Origin of the sequence: Scytonema millei VB511283, from assembly GCF_000817735.3 — a bacterium.
GTDB classification, from domain to species: domain Bacteria; phylum Cyanobacteriota; class Cyanobacteriia; order Cyanobacteriales; family Chroococcidiopsidaceae; genus Chroococcidiopsis; species Chroococcidiopsis millei_B.
Genome location: NZ_JTJC03000002.1, coordinates 302341 through 322429, shown reverse-complemented (window position 1 = coordinate 322429; position 20089 = coordinate 302341). Strand labels below are relative to the sequence as shown.

The window sequence follows — 20089 nt, the reverse complement described above, 5'->3', positions numbered from 1 at the left end:
ACTACTAACTAATTTTATTGCTGGTAAGTAACAGACAAGAAATAGATATTTTGTCAAAAAACCGGAGCCATGAGTTAATAGTATAAAGTTTATAATGCACTTAACACTATATTGAAACTTACAAATAGATCGAGGATGCGATGGATTTTTTCACATCTCTTTGTATTATGCTGTTATTCTTTACTTAGTATACATAGCTATCAGTCAAATTCTCTTCCTTTACACCTCAAATGGATGGGTACAGATTTTTGAAGTTTTTTATTTTGGCTAGATATTACCGATAATGTGGTTGATTCTCTTAATTTCTGCATTATGGAGCCATGAAAAATACATTCCTAAAAAAACTTTTTTGGTAGCGATCGCATTAATTTTATTATTTCAGATTGTAGCTTTATTAATAAACTGGAACGATCGCGGCGATAGTCTTGGCAATTATAACTTTATTCAACAATTAGTATCTAAAAATAATTTATGGGAAGAAGGAGTAGAAAGCACAGTCTGGGTTCCTTATTCTATTATTTTTTTGAATAGAATGATTTATTATTTTCTCAATTTCTGCCTAATTATTTTACTTATATCTGCTAGAGGAATTCCTAGATAAAACCAGAAAATTCTTAGTAGGGTGACCGAGATTAGCCTGCTTCCCGCATTCAAATATGGTAAAAGCCGCCCTCACTAGCAACTGATGGCTAGATTAAAATTGGTAATGTAACTTAACAAAACGCGATCGTGCAAACAACAGCTTCTACAACCTCGGTTTCTGGTAAGTACTGGCAGTGGCGCGGGCATTCGATTTACTATGTCAAAGCGGGAACGCTTTACCCTCAGCGTCCACCTCTACTATTAGTACATGGATTTGGTGCTTCTACCGACCACTGGCGCAAGAATATTGCCGAACTGCAAAACGATTTTCAAGTTTACGCGATCGATCTGATTGGTTTCGGACGCTCTGCTAAAGCTAAACTGCAATATAGTGGCGACTTGTGGCGCGACCAACTGCATGATTTTATCACCGAAGTTATCGGACAACCTGCGGTACTAGCGGGTAATTCATTAGGTGGATATGCGAGTTTATGCGTTGCTGCCCAGCGTCCAGATGCCGCAGCAGGGTTAGTATTACTGAATAGTGCTGGTCCTTTTAGCGAAGAACAACCCAGCATTGAATCAGAATCAGTGCAAACTGAAGTTCAACCACCACGCCAACCGGACTTATGGCAAAAATTATTTGGCGACGTGACGAAGTGGATGTTTCAGCAGCCTTGGGCGCGGTTTCTGTTATTTCAATACATTCGCCAACCGTGGGTGATCCGACAAACTCTAGAGAAAGTCTATCTTGATAAAAGTGCCATTACAGACCAGTTAGTAGAAGACATTTATCGTCCGGCGTGCGATCCTGGTGCAGTGGATGTATTTGCTTCAGTTTTCAGCACTCCTCAAGGGGAAAAAGTTGATATATTGCTACAACAATTGACTTGCCCGTTGCTGTTATTGTGGGGTGAGGGCGACCCGTGGATGAATGCTAGAGGGCGCAGTCCAAAGTTTCGTCAATACTATCCACAATTACAAGAATACTTTCTGAAAGCAGGTCACTGTCCCCATGATGAAGTTCCCGAACAGGTAAATTCATTGCTGAAAGATTGGATTCTGTCGATTTGTGCGTAATGGGTAGGGTGCGTTAATCAACGCACCCTACCAATTTTGGATTTTGTGCATTAACCATCAGCACAGATCGTAAATAATTTAGCAAAATCTTATTAATTCTTCAAAAAATCTGGACGATCGCTCATTTCCTGCTCCATATTAAGTGCATTATCGAGAGTAGGAATTAGGGCTTTGAAATACGATATTCGCTACAAACCAGCCTTTGCTGCTATTTTCGTCACGCTCGATCCTGGGGAGAGTATTACTGCTGAAGCTGGGGCAATGACAAGCATGGATGCCCAGTTATCAATCCAAACTAAATTTTCTGGTGGTTTAATTCCTGCCTTACTGAAAAAGTTTTTGGGTGGCGAATCGTTATTCGTGAATACTTTTACCAATCGAACTCAACAATCTCTGAGATTAGTTTTAACCCAATCAACGATTGGCGATATTGGCAGAATCGATTTGAGTCAGGGAGATATTTGCTTGCAACCAGGGGCATTTGTTGCCCATAGTGCAGGAGTGAAAATGGGCTTACAATGGGCGGGAATTAAAAGTTGGTTGGCAGGAGAAGGATTATTTAAACTGAAACTCAGTGGTAGTGGTAGGGCATTTTTTGGCTGCTATGGCGGGATTACAAAAAAGCAGATTCAAGGAGAATTTGTTGTCGATAGCGGACACTTAGTTGCCTACGAACCAAAACTTAAAATGAGCATTGGATTAGCTGGTGGCTTAGTTGGTTCCGTCACCTCTGGCGAAGGATTAGTCAATCGTCTTTCTGGTACAGGCGATATTTATTTACAATCTCGCAGTATTGATGGATTAGTTAGATATTTGCGATCGCAAGTTAAATAGTCAGTTGGCAGTTATCAGTTATCAGTTATCAGTTTTGAATTTTAACTTTTGACTTCTATGAACATAGATATCTTACATCAACCCGATAGCGCGATCGCTCATATCACGATGAGTGCTGGCGAGGAGTTAGTGGCGGAAGCAGGCAGTATGATTGCTATGAGTAGTTATATCAATGCTAGTACTGCCCTCAGACAAGGAAAAAGTGGTGGAATCTTGGGCGGACTCAAACGGATGGTAGCGGGAGAGTCTTTGTTTTTGAGTATATTTCGTTCTCCCACACATGACGGTGAAGTCTTTTTAGCCCCTAAATTAATGGGTGATATTTTGACTTATCAAATGACACCCGTTGGGCTAGTCGTTCAAGCGACTTCTTATTTAGCTAGCGAAGCAAATGTCGATATTAACGTCGGGTTTCAAGGATTTCGATCGTTCTTCTCTGGAGAATCAATTTTTTGGTTAGATATAGGTGGTTCCGGTCAAGTTCTCTTGACATCTTTTGGAGCAATCTACGAAATTTATGTGGATGGCGAGTATATCGTTGACACTGGGCATATTGTAGCTTTTGAAAAAAGCTTAAATTTCAGCATTACAAAAGTCGGCTCTAGTTTAATCGGAGCATTTTTAGGTGGAGAAGGATTAGCCTGTCGGTTTCAAGGAAAAGGTAGATTATTTTGTCAAACGCATAACGCTAATGCCTTCGGTCAATTAGTTGGCTCGCAATTACCTGCAAAATGAGGGAATCAGTTATCAGTTATCAGTTATCAGTTATCAGTAACTTCTTACCTCTTACCAATTATGAATATCACTTATAAAATTGAACATTCTCCTGCTTATGCTTCTTTGCAACTCGATTTGAGGGCAAATGAAACTGTATTGGTTGAATCTGGAGCAATGGCGGCGATGGACTCTTGGATAAAAATGAAGTCCAAAATGAAAGGGGGATTGATGAAAGGAATAGGCAGAATGGTAGGAGGCGAGTCTTTATTTATGAGCGAATTTACCGCTGAAGGACGAGCCGGACAGTTATTTCTTTCCCCTGGAGTGCCAGGAGATATTCAGCATTATTATCTAGATGGTAACGGTTTAATGCTGCAATCTTCGGGATTTGTGGCAGCAAGTCATACAGTGGAAATCGATCCTTCATTTCAAGGATTTCGAGGTTTTTTTAGCGGTGAGTCTTTATTTTTGTTACGAGTTACTGGTAAGGGCGATCTGTGGTTTAGCTCCTACGGTGCGATTATTGAGATTCCCGTAGAGGGAGATTATGTGGTGGATACGGGTTACGTGGTTGCTTTTGAAGATTCACTCAGTTATCACGTAGAAACGATCGGCGGTCTATCATTTAGGAATCTGAGAACGGGACTTTTAGGCGGGGAAGGATTGGTTTGTCGCTTCCGAGGTAAAGGCAAGCTTTGGATTCAATCTCGTCAAATGTATAATTTACTCAATTTTTTAGACGCTTTTCGTCCCACTAAGAGTAGCGATTAAACTGTGGGGGAGTCGGGAGCAGTTATCAGTGACTAGTGGCTAGTGGCTAGTGACCAGTAACCAGTGACCGGTGACCAGTAACCAGTTAACAATCCACTACACCCCGCACCTCCCACACTTCCCACACCCCACACCCCACACCCCACACCCCACACCCCACACCCCACACCCCACACCCCACACCCCACACCCCACACCCCACACNNNACACCCCACACCCCACACCCCACACCCCACACCCCACACCCCACACCCTACCTACTACTAGCCACTAGCCACTAGCCACTAGCCACTCTTAATGAATTATAAATTTTGTCCCCAAAAAGACTGAGGGTGTTATGCTAAATGCCAAAATCGTTAGGTCTTCGGTTAGGCTAAGCTCAGCCAAGTTAGTTGCGATCGCAAATGAATCCAGCAGAAATAGAAACCCGTCCAGGTGAAAGATATTTAAAATTTTATCTGGCAGAACAAATTCCTGCTATTTTGGCAATGGAGTACGTGCAAGAGGTATTAATGATACCCGCACGGAGAATCACCCCTATGCCCAATATGCCTGAGTGTGTAGTCGGTTTGCTGAACCACCGCAATCGGGTATTGTGGGTAGTCGATTTGGCTCAGATCCTCAGCTTGCAGCCGCTCGACCATAATATCTCGCAATATAACGTCATTTTAATTCAAGCCCAGCAAATGACTTTGGGGTTACTCGTACCAGAAGTCAACGGCGTAAAATACTTTACTCCAGACTTGGTTCAATCCTCAAAAGAGCTGGTAACATCAGCATTAATTCCTTTCCTTCATGGCTGTATCGTCCAGGAACAAGAGTTAATACTCGTAGTCAATGCAGAAGCAATTTTACTTGCCCCCGCTCTGTACAGGAAATAGCTTTGATGTTGAAATGATTGGTGTTTGGCGGAATTGCTCTTACTGGAGACGCTGAGTTTATGAATATACGCTCTAAGAAAGAACCGAGGCAAGACACGGCAGGAGAAGATCGCAAAACTAGTACGAATCGTCAAGCAGATCGCAGCCAAGAGCCGGAGTCTGGTTTAACCAAAAGTCATACTAACCCACTGACGATCGCCGCCGGACAAACTACAGTGCCTCACGGCGTTAACTCAGTCAAGCGTCCTCCCTCCAAGTCGCGTTCGTGGTGGTGGCAGCGGATCGGCTTGAGAGCCAAAGCTACGCTTGGGGCGATCGCGGTTAGCACGATTCCGATCGTTCTTTTAGGAGCAACCGCCTATCACCTCACCAGTAGTAATATTACTCAGAATATCAGACAGCAACAGCAAGTGCGAGTTGCATCTTTCGCCGATCGCTTAGATCGATTTCTGGTCGGACGCTACCAGGACGTACAAACCCTGGCAAGCATGACGCTATTCAATCGCCCTTATATTCGGCGATCGCTACCAGAAGCAGAAAGACAAGCATTTTTAGACCAATACATTAAGAACGGTCAAGGCTACGACAGTATCATCCTGCTGGATCTAGACGGCGATGTCGTGATGCAATCGTCTGGAGATGTGATTGAGAACTACAACAAAATCGATTACTTTCAGGCAGCACTCAAGGGCGATCGCCCAGTCATTACGCCGCCGCGTAAATCCATCGCCACGGGACAGTACTCGATTTTCACCGCTGCACCAGTGAAAGATCCAGACACGGGGCAAACCATTGGCGTAGTCCGTACCCGCACCCCTGTAGGGTATTTCGATCGCAGCGTGCAACAGCAAGATCGGCAACTGACCAAAAATATTCCTGGCTTGCAGATTGAGGAGTTCCTGGCTTTCAACGAGCGCGGTACGATCTTCATTGCCCCAGCATCGTATCCCGAATACTTGGGTAAAGATGTCAAAGCCATTTTTCCCCAGGTAGTCACACAACTGCAAAAATCATCAGCCCTGGGTAGTACATACGATATCAATCGCCAGCAACAGCAAGAATATTTGCTATCTTACGCGCCGTTACCAGCAATTAAAGAATTAGCCAAACTGAACTGGGGAGTGGCGATCGCCCAGCCTAGTGCCGAGCTATTTGCCGACATTCGCGGCGGATTGCTGCTCACTTTTATGGGAGCAACGGGACTAACAACATTACTAGCGGCGGCGATCGCGACAATTTTGGTCAACCGCGCCCTGCGCCCGATTGTCACCGTTTCTCGCGCCGTTCGCAAACTAGGACAAGGCAGACTCGACACTCGCGTTCCGGTGACAGGCGAAGATGAAGTCGGGGTATTAGCGGCAAATATCAACCGCATGGCGGAACAACTGCAAACTCAACTCGAACAACAGCAAAATACTGTCGAAAGAGCCAATTTACTCACCGATCTAACTTTGCAAATTCGGCAGTCGCTCAACTTTCAAGATATTTTAGTTACTGCCGTGCGGGAAGTGCGGCGCGTCCTGAAAACAGAGCGCGTTGTTGTCTATTGCTTCGATCCTGACTGGCAGGGAAAAATTATTGCCGAGTCAGTAGCCCCTGGTTGGCAACAGTTAGTCGGGCAAACAATAGATGATAGCTGCTTTCGCGAAGGTTATGCCCAACAATATCGCGAAGGTAGAGTGCGGGCGATCGACAATATTTATCAAGCCGGACTTGCAGCTTGTCATGTCAAACAGTTAGAAAAATTTGAAGTCAAGGCTACATTGGTTGCGCCGCTGATTCGCGATCGCGAATTGTTAGGTTTACTCATTGCCCATCAGTGTTCTAAATCGCGGATCTGGCAGCAAGCGGATATCGATTTATTTACCCAGTTAGCAACTCAAATTGGCTTTGCCCTCGATCAAGCTCATCTTTTAGAACAGGTAGAAGCCTCTCGCCAAAAAGCTGAAACTATTTCCCTCGACCAAAGACAACAAAAAGAAATTTTGCAGCAAAAACTCGTACAACTGTTAGCACAAATTGAAGGCACGGCAAGGGGAGATTTGACAGTCAGGGCAAACACAACCACCGGAGAAATCGGCACGGTAGCAGAATTTTTTAACGCCATTATCGAAAGCCTCAGACAATTAGTCGTGCAGGTGAAAAAAGCGGCAACGCAAGTGAATATTTCGGTAGACGAAAACGCAGGCGCAATCCGCCAACTCGCCGACGAAGCACTCAAACAAGCCCAGGATATCGATCGCACCCTAGACTCAGTACAGCGCATGACTCATTCGATTCAAGCTGTAGCAGCTAGCGCCGATCGCGCCGCCGAAGTTGCTAGCATTGCTTTTAGCACGGCAGAGACTGGTGGCAAGGCAATGGATCGCACGGTACAGAGTATTTTGAGCTTGCGGGATACAGTCACGACAACCGCGATGCAAGCCAAGCAGTTAGGTGAATCGACTCAGCAGATCTCGAAAGTTGTAGCCTTAATCAATCACATCGCCCTGCAAACCAATGTTTTAGCAATCAATGCTAGCATCGAAGCCGGACGCGCCGGAGAAGCCGGACGGGGATTTACCGTCGTGGCAGAAGAAATCGGGCAACTCGCCGCCAAATCAGCCGCAGCCACCCAGGAAATCGAACAAATTGTCGAGAATATTCAAATGGAAACGAGCCATGTCGTGCGGACGATGGAAATAGGCAACCAGCAGGCGATCGCAGGCGCGAATTTTGTGGAAGATTCCAAACAAAGTTTGGGACGAATTTTAGAAGAATCGCATCAAATTTATCAGTTGGTGCAATCCATTTCGCGTGCCACGATTTCCCAAGTCGAGACAGCACAAATGGTTACGGAATTGATGCAAGAAATTGCTGGCGTATCGGCAGGATCTTCCGAATACTCCCGTCAAATTTCCAATTCTCTACAACGCACCGTAGAAGTTGCCCAACAACTGCAAGTTTCAGTTGGCAAGTTTAAAGTTGGCGACGAAATGCGGGAGCTGGGAAGGAAGAAAGCTGAGATAGTGGGGAGCGCTGAAACAGCTAAGGATGCTGAGACAGTTGACGAGGATGAGACAGTTAAGGGAGAAGAGAGCTGAGGTAGCAATTCAAAATTCAAAAGTCAAAATTCAAAAGTCAAAATTGCCTGACTCCTGGCTACTTACAAATGACGAATGACAAATGACAAATGACCACTCAACTAGTAACCACTCCTCACCAAAATGTCTCAGGATAAAGAACGTGAAATTCAGCTCCAGTTTTTAGAAGAAGCCCAAGACCATTTGGATGCGATCGAGTCAAAGTTAATTGGAGTTAGCAGTCGTGCGGAACTGACACGGCAAGAAGTTGATGCCATGCTGCGATCGGCACACTCGATTAAGGGTGGAGCTGCAATGATGGAATTTTCAACTCTGAGTCATTTAGCTCATCGCCTGGAAAACTTTTTTAAAGTCATCAGAACTCAGAAGCAGATTCAGCTGGAAGTGGAAAGGTTGCTGTTGAGTGCTGTGGATTGTTTGCGCCACGTCGTCACGACAAATCGCCAGACAAATGTTGTGGACGAGCAATGGCAGACAAGTCAAGTTCAACCGCTATTCGAGCAGTTGCAACAAATACTGGGAGAACCAAGGGAAGAACAGGAAACGGTTACACCTCTGTCATCGCAGCAGGGTCTAGAAACGATCCAAATGCTGTTTGAATCGGAAGTTGATGCTTATTTGCAGCAGCTAGAAACAATTTTGGCGCAAGAGGATAAGTCTAACTTGGGTGCAGAAATCGCGACGATCGCCCAAGATTTAAGCGATCTGGGGGAAGTCCTAGAGCTACCAGAGTTTAATAGTTTGTGTAGCTCCGTAAAACAGCTATTAGCAACTCAACCCGCACGGGAGGAAGAGATCGCCCAGGCGGCTTTGCAGGCATGGCGGCGATCGCAAGCCGCAATTATGGCGGGACAATTACAGGGTTTACCCTCGACACTCAGTTTAGATGGTGTTGTCGAGGAAGTTGCTAGCTTGAATGCTAGCGCTGCCGATTCGACTGCTGTTACGGCTGCTAGTCCTGCCAGATTATCATCTCCACTCGAACTCGCGCCGCCAGCCGAACTGAAGGAGACGCAGGAAAATACCGTTAGGGTGCCGCTCAAACAGCTAGAGCAACTCAACGATCTGTTTGGGGAGTTGACCATAGAACGCAGCGGACTCGACCTACAAATAGAAAGGTTGCGCAACTCCGTTAAAATTCTGGAACGGAAAGTGCGATCGCTGCAACAATCCCATCATCGTCGTCGGACTGCAACACTGCCACCATCTTCATTTCCATCAGCTTTACCCACGACATCATCTTTTCTATCGGAAGTTGCCTTTTCTCCTGACAGCAGCCAATTGCGACAGGAAACAACCCCGCGATCGCCTCAGCCAATGTCCTCACTAGATAGTGGTAATAATCTAGATGAGGCAGCAGACGAGGCTTCGACGGAGGTAATGGCAAATGTCGTGCAATTGCAAGAAGTGAGCGGAGACATCGATCTGTGCTTGCAGGAGACAGAACAAATTGTTGGCGACCTCAACCGCACGGCAAAACAACTGCAATTTTGCATCAACCAACTGCGAATGCGTCCGTTTGCCGATCTAGTCGGGCGGTTTCCTAGAGCCTTGCGAGAATTGGCTTTACAGCACGGGAAAAATGTCGAACTCAAAATTCAAGGCGGCGATACCCCGATCGATCGCAGTATTTTAGAAGCCCTGGGCAACCCGCTGATGCATTTGTTGCGTAATGCCTTCGATCATGGTATAGAAGATCCTGAAACTCGCAAAGCTAGCGGTAAGCCGGAACAAGGGACGATTTCAATTGAAGCAACATATCGAGGCAATCAAGCCCTGATTATTTTCAAAGATGATGGGCAGGGAATTGCTCTTGATAAGGTCAGACAGCGGGCGCAACATCTAGGACTCGATCGAGAGGCGATCGCCAATGCTAGCGATGAAGAAGTTTTAACTTTGATTTTCGAGCCTGGTTTCAGTACTGCCGATGAAGTCACTTCCTTATCCGGTCGCGGTGTTGGGATGGATGTCGTCCGCACGAACTTGCGTCAAGTGCGCGGTGACATTAAAGTAGAAACCAAGGCAGGAGTAGGTACGACATTTACGATCGGCGTTCCTCTCACATTATCGGTGGCACGGGTGCTATTGGTGGAAAGTCGAGGGATATTACTGGCTTTTCCCACCACGGCGATCGAAGAAATGCTCCTGCTCGATGTAGAACAAATATCTACAATCGAAGATAAACCACAACTGCACTGGAAAGAATACTCAGTCCCGCTGATTTATCTGGGCGATTGGCTGAAATTTCGTCGCCTGCAAAACGCTAACGAAGAAAGAACTCAGCCCCTAATGAGCGCCCCAACAGTATTATTAATTGCTAATGGTAGCGATTGGGTTGGGTTGCAAGTAGACCGTTGTTGGGGCGAACAGGAAGTTGCCATCCGTCCGGTCGAAGGTAACATTCCCATGCCTCCTGGCTTCAACGGCTGTACGATTTTAGGCGATGGTAAAGTTGTTCCCTTGGTCAACACCCCAGAGTTACTTTACTGGATTGCCACTAGCCAACACCCTGCCAGCTTAGAGCCAGAAGATCGCCATCGTGCAGCGGCAGAACTACAAAACCAACGCCCGACAATTTTAGTCGTCGATGACTCGATTAATGTCCGCCGCCTCTTATCTTTGACGTTAGAAAAAGCCGGATATCGAGTCGAACAGGGCAAAGACGGACTGGATGCTTTAGAAAAGTTGATGAGCGGTTCTCAAATTGCCGCTGTAGTTTGCGATATCGATATGCCTCGGCTTGATGGGTACGGTTTCTTGGCTAGGGTGAAATCGAATCCAGCTTTCCAACAGTTACCCATTGTCATGTTGACTTCTCGCAGTGGCATTAAAGAACGCCAACTGGCTTTAAACTTGGGTGCAACTGCCTTTTTCTGCAAGCCTTACGACAAGCAGCAATTGTCAGAAACGCTGGAGCGCTTGATAAATGGAGGGGGAGAAGAAAGCTGAGGCAGCAATTCAAAATTCACGCATTCAAAATTCCCCGATTTCTGTAGGAGCGGGTTTTGGACAAAAATTTATTGTCACTAGCCGTGAATATGCTTGCTAAACTCGCCCCTACTATTCCCTGACAACTGATAACTGACAACTGATAACTGATAACTGTTAACTGTTAACTGTTAACTGACTCCAAAAGCTGCTCGATTTGCCGATTTATCTCATTCAATTCAAACCTTTGACTGGCTGAAATTTGAGCTTGATGGGCGATCGCACCAGCTAATTCAGGTTGCTGCCGACAAGTATTAATCACTTCTGCTAACTGTGTTGCATCTCCTAGCGGTACGAGCCAACCCGTTTTTCCCGTTTCTACTAGTTCTACTGCGCCCCCTGCCTGGGTAGCTACCACCGGACGACCGCAAAGCATGGCTTCGACAATAACGCGCCCGAAGGGTTCGGCAGCAATGGATGTATGGGCAACTAAATCACAGGCTGCCATTAATGACACTACATCGCTACGAAAGCCTAAGAATTGGACTCTTTGTTCTAATCCTAGCTCCGCAACTTGTTGGTGTAATTGTTGCTTGTAGTCCTGTTCGCCAAATAAGGCATCTCCAACAAATATTGCTGTCACTTCTGGCGGACACTGCGTTAGCGCTTCTAGAAGCACATGCTGTCCTTTCCACGGTGCAAGTCGGCTGAAGTGTCCGACAACAAACTTGCCTTCTAGTCCCAATTCCTGCCTTGTCTGAGCTACAGAATTTTCCTGTCGATACAACTGGGGCGCAAATCCGTTGTAGACAACACGAACGAGTTTGGGATTTCCCCCTGCGGCGAGGAAAGCTTTTTGACTTGCCTGGGAGTTAGCAATGACCAACGAGGCGCGATTTGCCAAAGTTACAGCTAAACGCAAGTTGGTGCGGCTAAAATGCTCAGTTGAGAGAATGTCATGTAGATGATAGACCAAAGGGCGGCGACTGAGTAGGGATGCGATCGCTCCTACCACCAGTGCTTTTTGCGTATTGGCATAGATGATGTCATATTCGCGGGCAATTTTGGCAACGCGGGTAATCAAAGGCAGCAACTGACCGAGGCTACTCGCGCCTTGGAGCAACCCACTGTCTTTACTCACTTGTAGCGATCGCCCAGTTAGCACCTGCACCGGAATTTCGTGCTGTTGGAGTAAATCTTTAAACCCACCATCGGCGAACAAACCAACCAAACAGCGATCGCGATATGGTTTAGCAATATCCAACAGACAAAGCTCCGCTCCTCCTGGCTTACCACTTTGATCTAGGAATAGGATTTTCATACGAATTGGTTATGGATAGTTGGTAGTTGGTAGTTGGTCATTAGTCATCACTCACTTATTGCTAGTCATTTTGACTTTTGACTTTTGACTTTTGACTTCCCCACTACCCATGACCTAACTTCCCCAGACTTTTTTCAGCTCGACTCCTTGTTCTCTAGAGTAGGCTCCATAGCCGTAAGAAACGTTACTCACGCCATTTGCCACCACTCCAATTACGTTGAGCTTTCTCAACATGGCGTTGGCTTGTACCAATTCTGTCTTCTTGACCATGCCAACGCGAGAAACTAGCACGACACCAGTACAGCAAGAAGCGGCAATCATGGCATCTACCATACCCAGTAACGGTGGAGCGTCGAGTAAAATCAAATCGTAGTTTTGCTCGAATCCTGCCATCAGCTCTCGCATCCGTTGCGAGCTGAGTAGGTTGGCTGGGTCTTCTGGCTGGGGTCCGGCAGTCAAAATGTCTATGTAGGAGCCAGAAGACTGAATTGCATTATGCATCGGCAGCGTGGCATCGCTACTTAACAGAGTAGACAGTCCGTAATCGTTGGGGAGATTCAGGATTTGATGTAAACTCGGACGGCGCAAGTCGGTATCGATCAATAATACCCGCTGGTGCAGCCGCGCCGCACTTAAAGCTAGACCCAAGGCTAAAGTAGATTTACCTTCACCTGCTACGGCGGAAGTCACCACCAAAGATTTGAATGCAGCCATTTCGTTCATCAACTGGAGATTGCGATAAATCAAATCCAGCGATTCCCAAGATGGGGGCCAATTTCGTACTTGTACCGTCCAGGGCGACAGGTGAAGCGGCTTGCCAAAGGGTAAACTGACTTCTGGCTGTGCCACTCTGCCTCTGGGCATTTCTGGAGTCATGCCCAACAATGGCAGCTCAAACTGTCTCTCCAAGTCTTCGGAACTGTGAACGGAATCATCGACAGCATCGCGCAGAAAGGCGGCTAAGCTACCCAGCATCAACCCCGCAACTAGACCCAACAACAAGTTCAGCTTCAAGTTGGGACCGACTTTCAATCCTAGACGTGGTTCTTCCAAAGCTTGCCAGTCAAATCCACCTCTAGCAATTTCTAAACTTAATTCTTGCTGCGCTCTCAATAGCTGCTGGAGTTTATCGCGGTTAATTTGGACGAAGGGAACTAGACGGTTGTATTCTGCCAATAGTACTGGGAAGCGCTTGAGATCGCTACGTAGCTTCTGTTGCGTTTGCGCTAGACTGTTATCCCGCGCCCGCATCGCGTTCATATTTGTCTGTACTTCGATCAGTTGACCTGCAAGGTTGAGGTCGAGCGCTCCTAATTGTCCTTGCTGGAGAATACCATCTGCCGCATTACCAGCTGCTGCTGCTTGGGATGCTTGTCCCTCACCTAGAACTCGTCCGCCTTCCTGCTTCATCATGCTCAGCAGGTTTTGCCGTTGTTCGAGTAATTTTTTCACGTTGGGGTCTTCATCTGTGAAGACAACCCGCCGCTGTGATAGGGCGAGTTCCGTTCTCTGCAACTCGTTGAGTAGCGTTTGATAGCGAGATGATTGGCTCAAGCGGGAAGCAACTAGCGCTTGTTGCGGAGAACGAGCGAGTTGCTGTTGCAGTTGACCGTAGCGTGCCTGGAGGTCATTATACTGAGCGCGGATGACTTCACGCTCCTGGGCGATCGCGTTTAACGAGTTGTTGACCGTTGCCGCTTGTTGTTCTGGATCGATCAGGTTATTGTTTTTGCGAAACTCTTCTAACTTGTTTTCCGCTTGATCGACTGTTTTCGTCACGGCAGGGATTTGTTCGTTAATAAACTTCAAACCCTTTTTCAATCTCTGCTCTTGTTGTTCGCGGTTATAAATTTGATAAACTGTATGGACGGCTTTCAGAACTTTTTGTGCTTTAATCGGATCGTTTGCTGTATAAGTCGCCTCGACGATCTTGGTATTGGCTTTTTCTTCAACAACTTGTTTTAATACTAAGTTTTTCTTCACCTCCGCCACTGTAAGCGTAGGATATTCGGAGCGGAGAATATCGACTGCCCTTTGAATCAGCAGCGAACTACGCATGACATTAATTTGCGTGGCATAGTCGTCAATCGTGACTCCAGAATCAGCATACTGCTCGCCTTGTCGCGGGGTTGTGCCATCTTTCTTCCCCTGATAATTCGGCTCGATCAGCAACTGCATCTCGCTCTGATATGTAGGCTTGGAGATTAAGGTAAACACAGTGGCAATTGTCAACACCGCTCCCATAACCCCCAGCAGCCAGTAGCGACGGCGCATCAAAACTGCTAACAACTGCCCGTATCCACCGTCTGATTCTTCGACGATCATGGGCATATTACTTTCATTTACTCTTACCATGCCTAGCACTCCAAACAGTCTACAACGATCCTAATGAACTTATGCAATGCTACTCACCGTATCGGCGATCGCCCGTTCAACTTTGCTAAAAAAGGCTTGTTCTGAAAAATGACTCAGGGCGTGATGGCGAATTTTGCCGTAATCCCACTGAATTTCTTTGGCAGCAAGCAAAGCATTTTGGATTGCATCTGGCGATTGTCTATAAAAGAATACTCCTGTATGCCCTGGAATTTGAGTATCTATGACTCCTCCCGCGCCATAGGCAATCACGGGCGTACCGCTGGCATTTGCTTCTACTGGTACTAGTCCATAATCTTCTAAAGCCGCGACAACTACAGAGCAAGCTTTTGACATCAAATATTTTCGTTCGGCATCGCTGACGTGTCCTAAAAATCTGACGTTTTTCAGCGCTTTTGACTCTAAACGTTGACGTTCTGGTCCATCGCCGATGATGAATAAAGGTAACCCCAGCCAGTTAAAAGCTTCCACAATTACGTCTATTCGTTTGTAACTGATCAGGCGAGCTGAAGCTAAATAAAAGTTTTCCTTGTCATTAGAAAAAGTAAAGTTACCGCTATTAATTGGGTAGTTAATCACCAGTGCTGGTTTGCCATAGTGCTGGTTAATTCGTCGAGCTACGATACTAGAGTTAGCAATATAAAGGTCGGGTTCTTGAGCATAAATTCGGTCAACCTCTCGCATTTTGCGAAAGATCATTTCAATTAACGGATAGAAATAATGATAGTCCCCATACTCTCTCAAGTAAGTTTTTGTATCCCACAAAAACCGAGTCACGTTATGGCAAAAGCAGATGTGTTGCGCTCCCTTTCTCTTCTTCACAGCTTTAGCGAAGCTACTACTGCTACTAATAATGAGGTCGTAATCCTGTAAATCTAAAGAGCGAAAAGCAGGGAAATAGAGAGGAGCCAGCATTCGGAAATATTTTGCCGCACCTGGAATTTTTTGTAATCCTGTCGTGTGAACTATACGGTTACCTAAATCGACAGTTTGTTCGGGATCGTATACAGAAGTAAAGATGTCTGCCTCGGGATAGCGTTGACAAAGCAGTTCAAAGACTCGCTCTGCGCCACCTCTTTGCGTTAGATAATCGTGAACTAGGGCTATCTTCATGAAAAAATAATAGAAGTTTATTTAGTAGAGTCAAACTTTAGGAACAGGCATTATCGCAATTCATCTGTTAAATCCGCGAACGTACAAATAACTATGTCTCCAGAGATCGTAATTGTTGCTAGGAGCTGGCATTTGCGTAGATACACTGAAAATGTATGTAAACAGAAATTATTATACTCAACTTGTTATCGAGAACTGATAGAATCGCGTACCTAGCCGAGAAAATTTACCTAAACTTTAAATAATTGATCGATGGAAGCACTAGCAAAAAATGAATCTTATCCGAGAGAGAATCGCAGTTCGCGTTCTGCATTCAATTGAAGTTGACGCATTCACAGAGGAATTAGTTGCATTGAATACAGGATTCACAACGTATTGGCAGAATTACTGAAACTAAAATCGAGGTTTATGCTTTGCTCATATTTTTCGGTCAATCCAAATCAAATCGATAGTTGGGTAGAATCGTTGACATCAAGCGAACTCAACTGAGGTAATAGCTCGCGCTAAGTTGGAAAAGCCAGTAAATTATGACTTTCCGTATGCTAGGATGAGAAACTAAACTTTAAATAAAATTCGCAATCGGCAAGAGTTTAGCCTCGACCAATCGATTATAGGTCTAGTTCTGGACAATATTTTGAAAATAGTTTGGAATCAGCTTGCCTATTCTTTAGAACTTGCTTCAGGCGGCAAATTGTTCCCCCATGTTGCTTGGCATAGACTGTTCTACTATGGCAACAAGCAGAGTTTCAGGCGTTATTTCATGCATCTCATGCATCGCTGCTTATGTCTCAGCCACTTTCGGATCGTTTCGCGATCGCCACAGCCCAAAAATTACTGGAAACTTTCAGTTGTTTGGAAGTTAAACCTGTAGAATCGGCAGCAGAAGCTGCCCAGTTGCAACAAGCATTAGTACTACTAAGCACACAAGCAGATTTCGTCAACTGCGGAATTTGTGCCGACACGCCAGAGCAGGGGCTAGCAGCATTAGCATCTTATGCTAAAGCTCTAGGATATTCAATTGCGATCGCTCCTACCGATTTAGCTGCGGCGATCGCTCCAGTTTATATTAAATTCAACGGACAAAGACAGACGTACTACCTCGACTCCTATACAGGTACGTATCGCGGCGTACTATTATCCTATCATTCATTGGTAGAGGAATCAGTCAACGGTACTTACGGTTATTTGCCGTTGGATTTGTTTGAACTAGTAGGGAGCAGGGAGCAGGGAGTAGGGAGCAGGGAGGAAGAGAGCTGAGGGAGAGTCGCCTAGCTGGGGAGAAAAACCACGCACCACTCATTCCCGACTTACGACTTAGGGCTTACGACTTACGACTTATCCCCTCTACAATGGGTAAATACCGATACATTTTGTTTAATAAACCATACGGGGTGTTGAGCCAGTTTAGCGATGGCGCAAAAGAGCGGCGCACGCTCAAAGATTACATTCCCATTCCCAAAGTCTATCCCGTCGGTCGCCTAGACTGGGATAGCGAGGGGTTGATGCTACTAACCGATCGCGGACAACTTCAACATCGACTTGCCGATCCTAAATTTGGACATAGCCGCACTTATTGGGCGCAAGTAGAACGAATTCCAGATGCATCAGCGATTCAGCAATTAGAACAAGGAGTGATAATTGAAAATTATCGAACTCGACCAGCCAAAGTTAAGCTGCTAGAACCCGAACCAACCTTACCACCAAGAGATCCGCCAATTCGCGATCGCAAAAGCGTGCCTACAGCATGGTTAGAACTAGTCCTGACAGAAGGTAAAAACCGTCAGGTAAGGCGGATGACAGCTAAAGTAGGATTTCCCACCTTACGCTTAATCAGAGTGGCGATCGCTCACCTATATCTAGGAGATCTGCCACCCGGACAATGGCGCGACTTAACTGCCCCAGAGCTAGAATTACTCTTAAAAAGCGTAGGGATAAGTCGTAAGTCGTAAGTCGTGTAGGGGCGGGTTTTTAGAACCTACCTGTACTATAACCAAGAGTTCTGCGGATAAACCCGCCCGTACGGGAGGGAGTAGGGGGAAGAGAGCTATCGGGAGCGATCGGAGTCTCCAGGGGCTTCAGAAGATTTATTGGCTTCTATCTCCTGTTTTGACTGATAACTGACAACTGATAACTGACAACTGATAACTGACAACTGATAACTGCTAAGCTGAACAAAGTATTGATTTTTTAAGCCTCGTAGCTCTACTTGGGTATATCCTGCTATTATCTATAGCTCGAACGATTCCTGAGTAGGGAAAAGTGACTTGTGACGACTTGGATGGGTAGCCAGTTTTCTGCCGTCATCAGGGTTAAAACTGCTCCTAAAATTGGGAAGACAAGGAAGTTAAAGATGCTGATTTGCCCCCAGTGTCAGAGCGAAAATGCTAATACCAACAAGTTTTGTCAAGGTTGTGGAACTCCCCTAACCTTCAAGTTTTGTCCTGAGTGCGGAACTCAGGTGGCTTTAAATGCAAAATTGTGCCATAACTGCGGCGCTCAAACGGGGACAGTGTGGTGGGCGATCGTGATGGGAGTTGTAGAGCCGCAGGAAGGTTCGCCTGTCAGCAACTCAGAAGTCGTAGAAGCGCTGGACGTAGCAGGAGAACCAAAAATTGTAGAATCGCTCCCCAGCAGAGTGTCTCAGCAGAAGTCAGAGGGAACTGCTCCACCTGCTCCCTTGGCTCTCTCACTCACGACTCACGACTCACGCCTCACCACTTCTGCTTTACCAGCAGGAGCTTATTTAGATTTACAGCAGCGCTATCAGTTGCTCGATCCGTTGGAAATGCCTTTGAATCCGAGCGATCGCGCAGAGGCGCAAGTGAGAGTCCTCGACTGCCAGCCATTTCAACTGTCGCCCCTAGAAGCAGGCGCAAACGTGATGGTGGCACAATCAATTCCGGCGATCGCCAAAACCTATGTTGCCCTCAACTCTAAATTTGGTGAGAAATCTAGTCAAAAGCTACCGAAAATCCACGATGCTTGGCAGCAGGGAAACCAGCAAGTGATTCTGATTGCCGATCGCTCTGATTGGCAAGACATGATGCAGATGTGGCACGAACGTGGTACGACTCCAATGCAGATTATGCAGTGGTTTGAGGATATGGTACGGCTGTGGCACGAACTGGAGCCTTGGCATTGTCGCCAAAGTCTATTGGAGCTATCTAACTTGCGCGTGGATGCGACTGGAAATTTCGGATTGCAACGCTTGTATCCCGAGCAAAATCAAGGAAATTTAAGCTTGCAAGATTTGGGGCAGATTTGGCAGCAGTTATTTCAAGAGTCTCAACGCACTAAATTTGGGTCCTTGGTAGAGTTACTGTTAGATTTAACTGCGGGCGACATCCAGACAACAGATGAGCTACAATCGCGCCTGCAAGCTACGAGCAGTGAATTACAATTAGAGGCGATCGACGCACCTTATTCTCCTTCAGTATTGAATACACAGGAGGCAGCTGCCGATCGAGGAAAAGTTGGAGTAACTTTAAATAACTCTGCTGCACCAACTGTTATTCAGATGAACGAATCTCAAGAGAATTTTATGAAAAGCGAGGAGTTACCCACTCTAGTACTGCCAATGCATTTGGTTGGGATCGAGGATGCGGGTAACACTGATGTCGGTCGTCAAAGGCATCATAACGAGGATTGTTTTGGTATCATCACCAAAGTCGATAAATACGTGTTTCCCAACGATCGCACGATTGAGGCACAAGGTATTTATATTCTTTGTGATGGCATGGGCGGACACGCTGGCGGTGAGGTAGCCAGTGCATTAGCCGTGAAGAAGCTACAAGAATACTTTCACGCCAATTGGCAACCGTACCAAGCTTTACCCAATGAAGCTTCTATCCGCGAGGCAATCCGCATTGCCAATCAAGGAATTTTTGACCTCAACCAGCAGGATGCCCGTTCGGGTGTCGGACGGATGGGAACGACTTTGGTACTCGTTCTCGTCCGCAACAACCAAATGACTGTAGCTCACGTTGGCGATAGCCGTCTCTACAGCTTCAGCCGCAAGCGCGGGTTAGAGCAAGTTACTTTGGATCATGAAGTGGGACAGCGAGAGATTCTGCGGGGTGTGGAACCAGCGATCGCCTATGCCCGTCCTGATGCCTACCAACTGACGCAAGCTTTGGGTCCCAGGGACGAAAATTATGTCAATCCTGATGTCAGCTTTGTGGAATTGAATGAAGACACTCTGTTGATATTAGTATCAGATGGAGTTTCAGATAATGGGCTACTAGAGCAACATTGGGAAACCCATATCGAACCACTACTTAACTCAGGTGCTAGCTTAGAGCGAGGTGTCAGCGAATTGATTGAATTAGCTAATCAGTACAACGGGCATGACAATATTACCGTTGTCTTAGTACGGTTGAAAGTGCGCCCGAAGTTGGAGCATTAA

General features: G+C 46.2%; 14 protein-coding genes. 11 read left to right on the top strand and 3 right to left on the bottom strand.

The annotated features are described in order from the left end of the window. The first annotated feature begins 726 nt into the window (after positions 1 to 726). The 8 genes from QH73_RS09125 (at position 727) to QH73_RS28720 (ending at position 10998) form a co-directional block, all read left to right on the top strand. Positions 727 to 1662 (top strand): alpha/beta fold hydrolase, encoded by a 936-nt coding sequence (locus tag QH73_RS09125; RefSeq protein WP_132866849.1) that lies wholly within the window; start codon positions 727 to 729, stop codon positions 1660 to 1662. A gap of 171 nt (positions 1663 to 1833) precedes the next feature. Further along, complete coding sequence (locus QH73_RS09120) at positions 1834 to 2496, top strand: TIGR00266 family protein (protein WP_039716672.1); 663 nt, start codon at positions 1834 to 1836, stop codon at positions 2494 to 2496. Positions 2497 to 2553: 57 nt separating this feature from the next. Further along, positions 2554 to 3231, top strand: a complete 678-nt coding sequence (locus tag QH73_RS09115; protein WP_039716673.1) for a TIGR00266 family protein — start codon at positions 2554 to 2556, stop codon at positions 3229 to 3231. Between the two features lie 60 nt (positions 3232 to 3291). After that, positions 3292 to 3984, top strand: a complete 693-nt coding sequence (locus QH73_RS09110; protein ID WP_201278055.1) for a TIGR00266 family protein — start codon at positions 3292 to 3294, stop codon at positions 3982 to 3984. A gap of 405 nt (positions 3985 to 4389) precedes the next feature. Next, positions 4390 to 4866 (top strand): chemotaxis protein CheW, encoded by a 477-nt coding sequence (locus QH73_RS09100; RefSeq protein ID WP_039716675.1) that lies wholly within the window; start codon positions 4390 to 4392, stop codon positions 4864 to 4866. Between the two features lie 59 nt (positions 4867 to 4925). Continuing rightward, positions 4926 to 7949, top strand: coding sequence for a methyl-accepting chemotaxis protein (locus QH73_RS09095; protein WP_201278054.1), 3024 nt, complete (start codon positions 4926 to 4928; stop codon positions 7947 to 7949). 123 nt (positions 7950 to 8072) lie between these two features. Beyond that, complete coding sequence (locus QH73_RS09090) at positions 8073 to 10898, top strand: hybrid sensor histidine kinase/response regulator (protein WP_132866845.1); 2826 nt, start codon at positions 8073 to 8075, stop codon at positions 10896 to 10898. Further along, a complete protein-coding gene (locus tag QH73_RS28720; protein WP_286194078.1) occupies positions 10876 to 10998 on the top strand; it encodes a hypothetical protein in 123 nt (40 codons plus the stop codon). The genes QH73_RS09090 and QH73_RS28720 overlap by 23 nt, the downstream gene beginning before the upstream one ends. 63 nt (positions 10999 to 11061) lie before the next feature. On the opposite strand, the gene QH73_RS09085 is transcribed toward QH73_RS28720, so the two are convergent. The 3 genes from QH73_RS09085 to QH73_RS09075 all read right to left on the bottom strand — a co-directional run bounded on the left by QH73_RS09085 (position 11062) and on the right by QH73_RS09075 (position 15684). Then, complete coding sequence (locus QH73_RS09085) at positions 11062 to 12198, bottom strand: glycosyltransferase (RefSeq protein ID WP_039716678.1); 1137 nt, start codon at positions 12196 to 12198, stop codon at positions 11062 to 11064. Positions 12199 to 12312: 114 nt separating this feature from the next. Continuing rightward, positions 12313 to 14553, bottom strand: coding sequence for a GumC family protein (locus tag QH73_RS09080; protein WP_039716679.1), 2241 nt, complete (start codon positions 14551 to 14553; stop codon positions 12313 to 12315). A 39-nt stretch (positions 14554 to 14592) separates the two neighbouring features. Then, complete coding sequence (locus QH73_RS09075; RefSeq protein WP_039716680.1) at positions 14593 to 15684, bottom strand: glycosyltransferase; 1092 nt, start codon at positions 15682 to 15684, stop codon at positions 14593 to 14595. Positions 15685 to 16467: 783 nt separating this feature from the next. Between QH73_RS09075 and QH73_RS09070 the strand changes: the two genes are divergently transcribed. The 3 genes from QH73_RS09070 to QH73_RS09060 all read left to right on the top strand — a co-directional run bounded on the left by QH73_RS09070 (position 16468) and on the right by QH73_RS09060 (position 20089). Continuing rightward, a complete protein-coding gene (locus tag QH73_RS09070; protein WP_052290176.1) occupies positions 16468 to 16941 on the top strand; it encodes a DUF1824 family protein in 474 nt (157 codons plus the stop codon). Between the two features lie 92 nt (positions 16942 to 17033). Next, positions 17034 to 17633: a pseudouridine synthase gene (locus tag QH73_RS09065; protein WP_039716681.1), complete on the top strand. Its 600-nt coding sequence runs from the start codon at positions 17034 to 17036 to the stop codon at positions 17631 to 17633. Positions 17634 to 18034: 401 nt separating this feature from the next. Next, entirely contained in the window at positions 18035 to 20089 is a 2055-nt protein-coding gene (locus tag QH73_RS09060; protein WP_039716682.1) for a serine/threonine phosphatase, read from the top strand.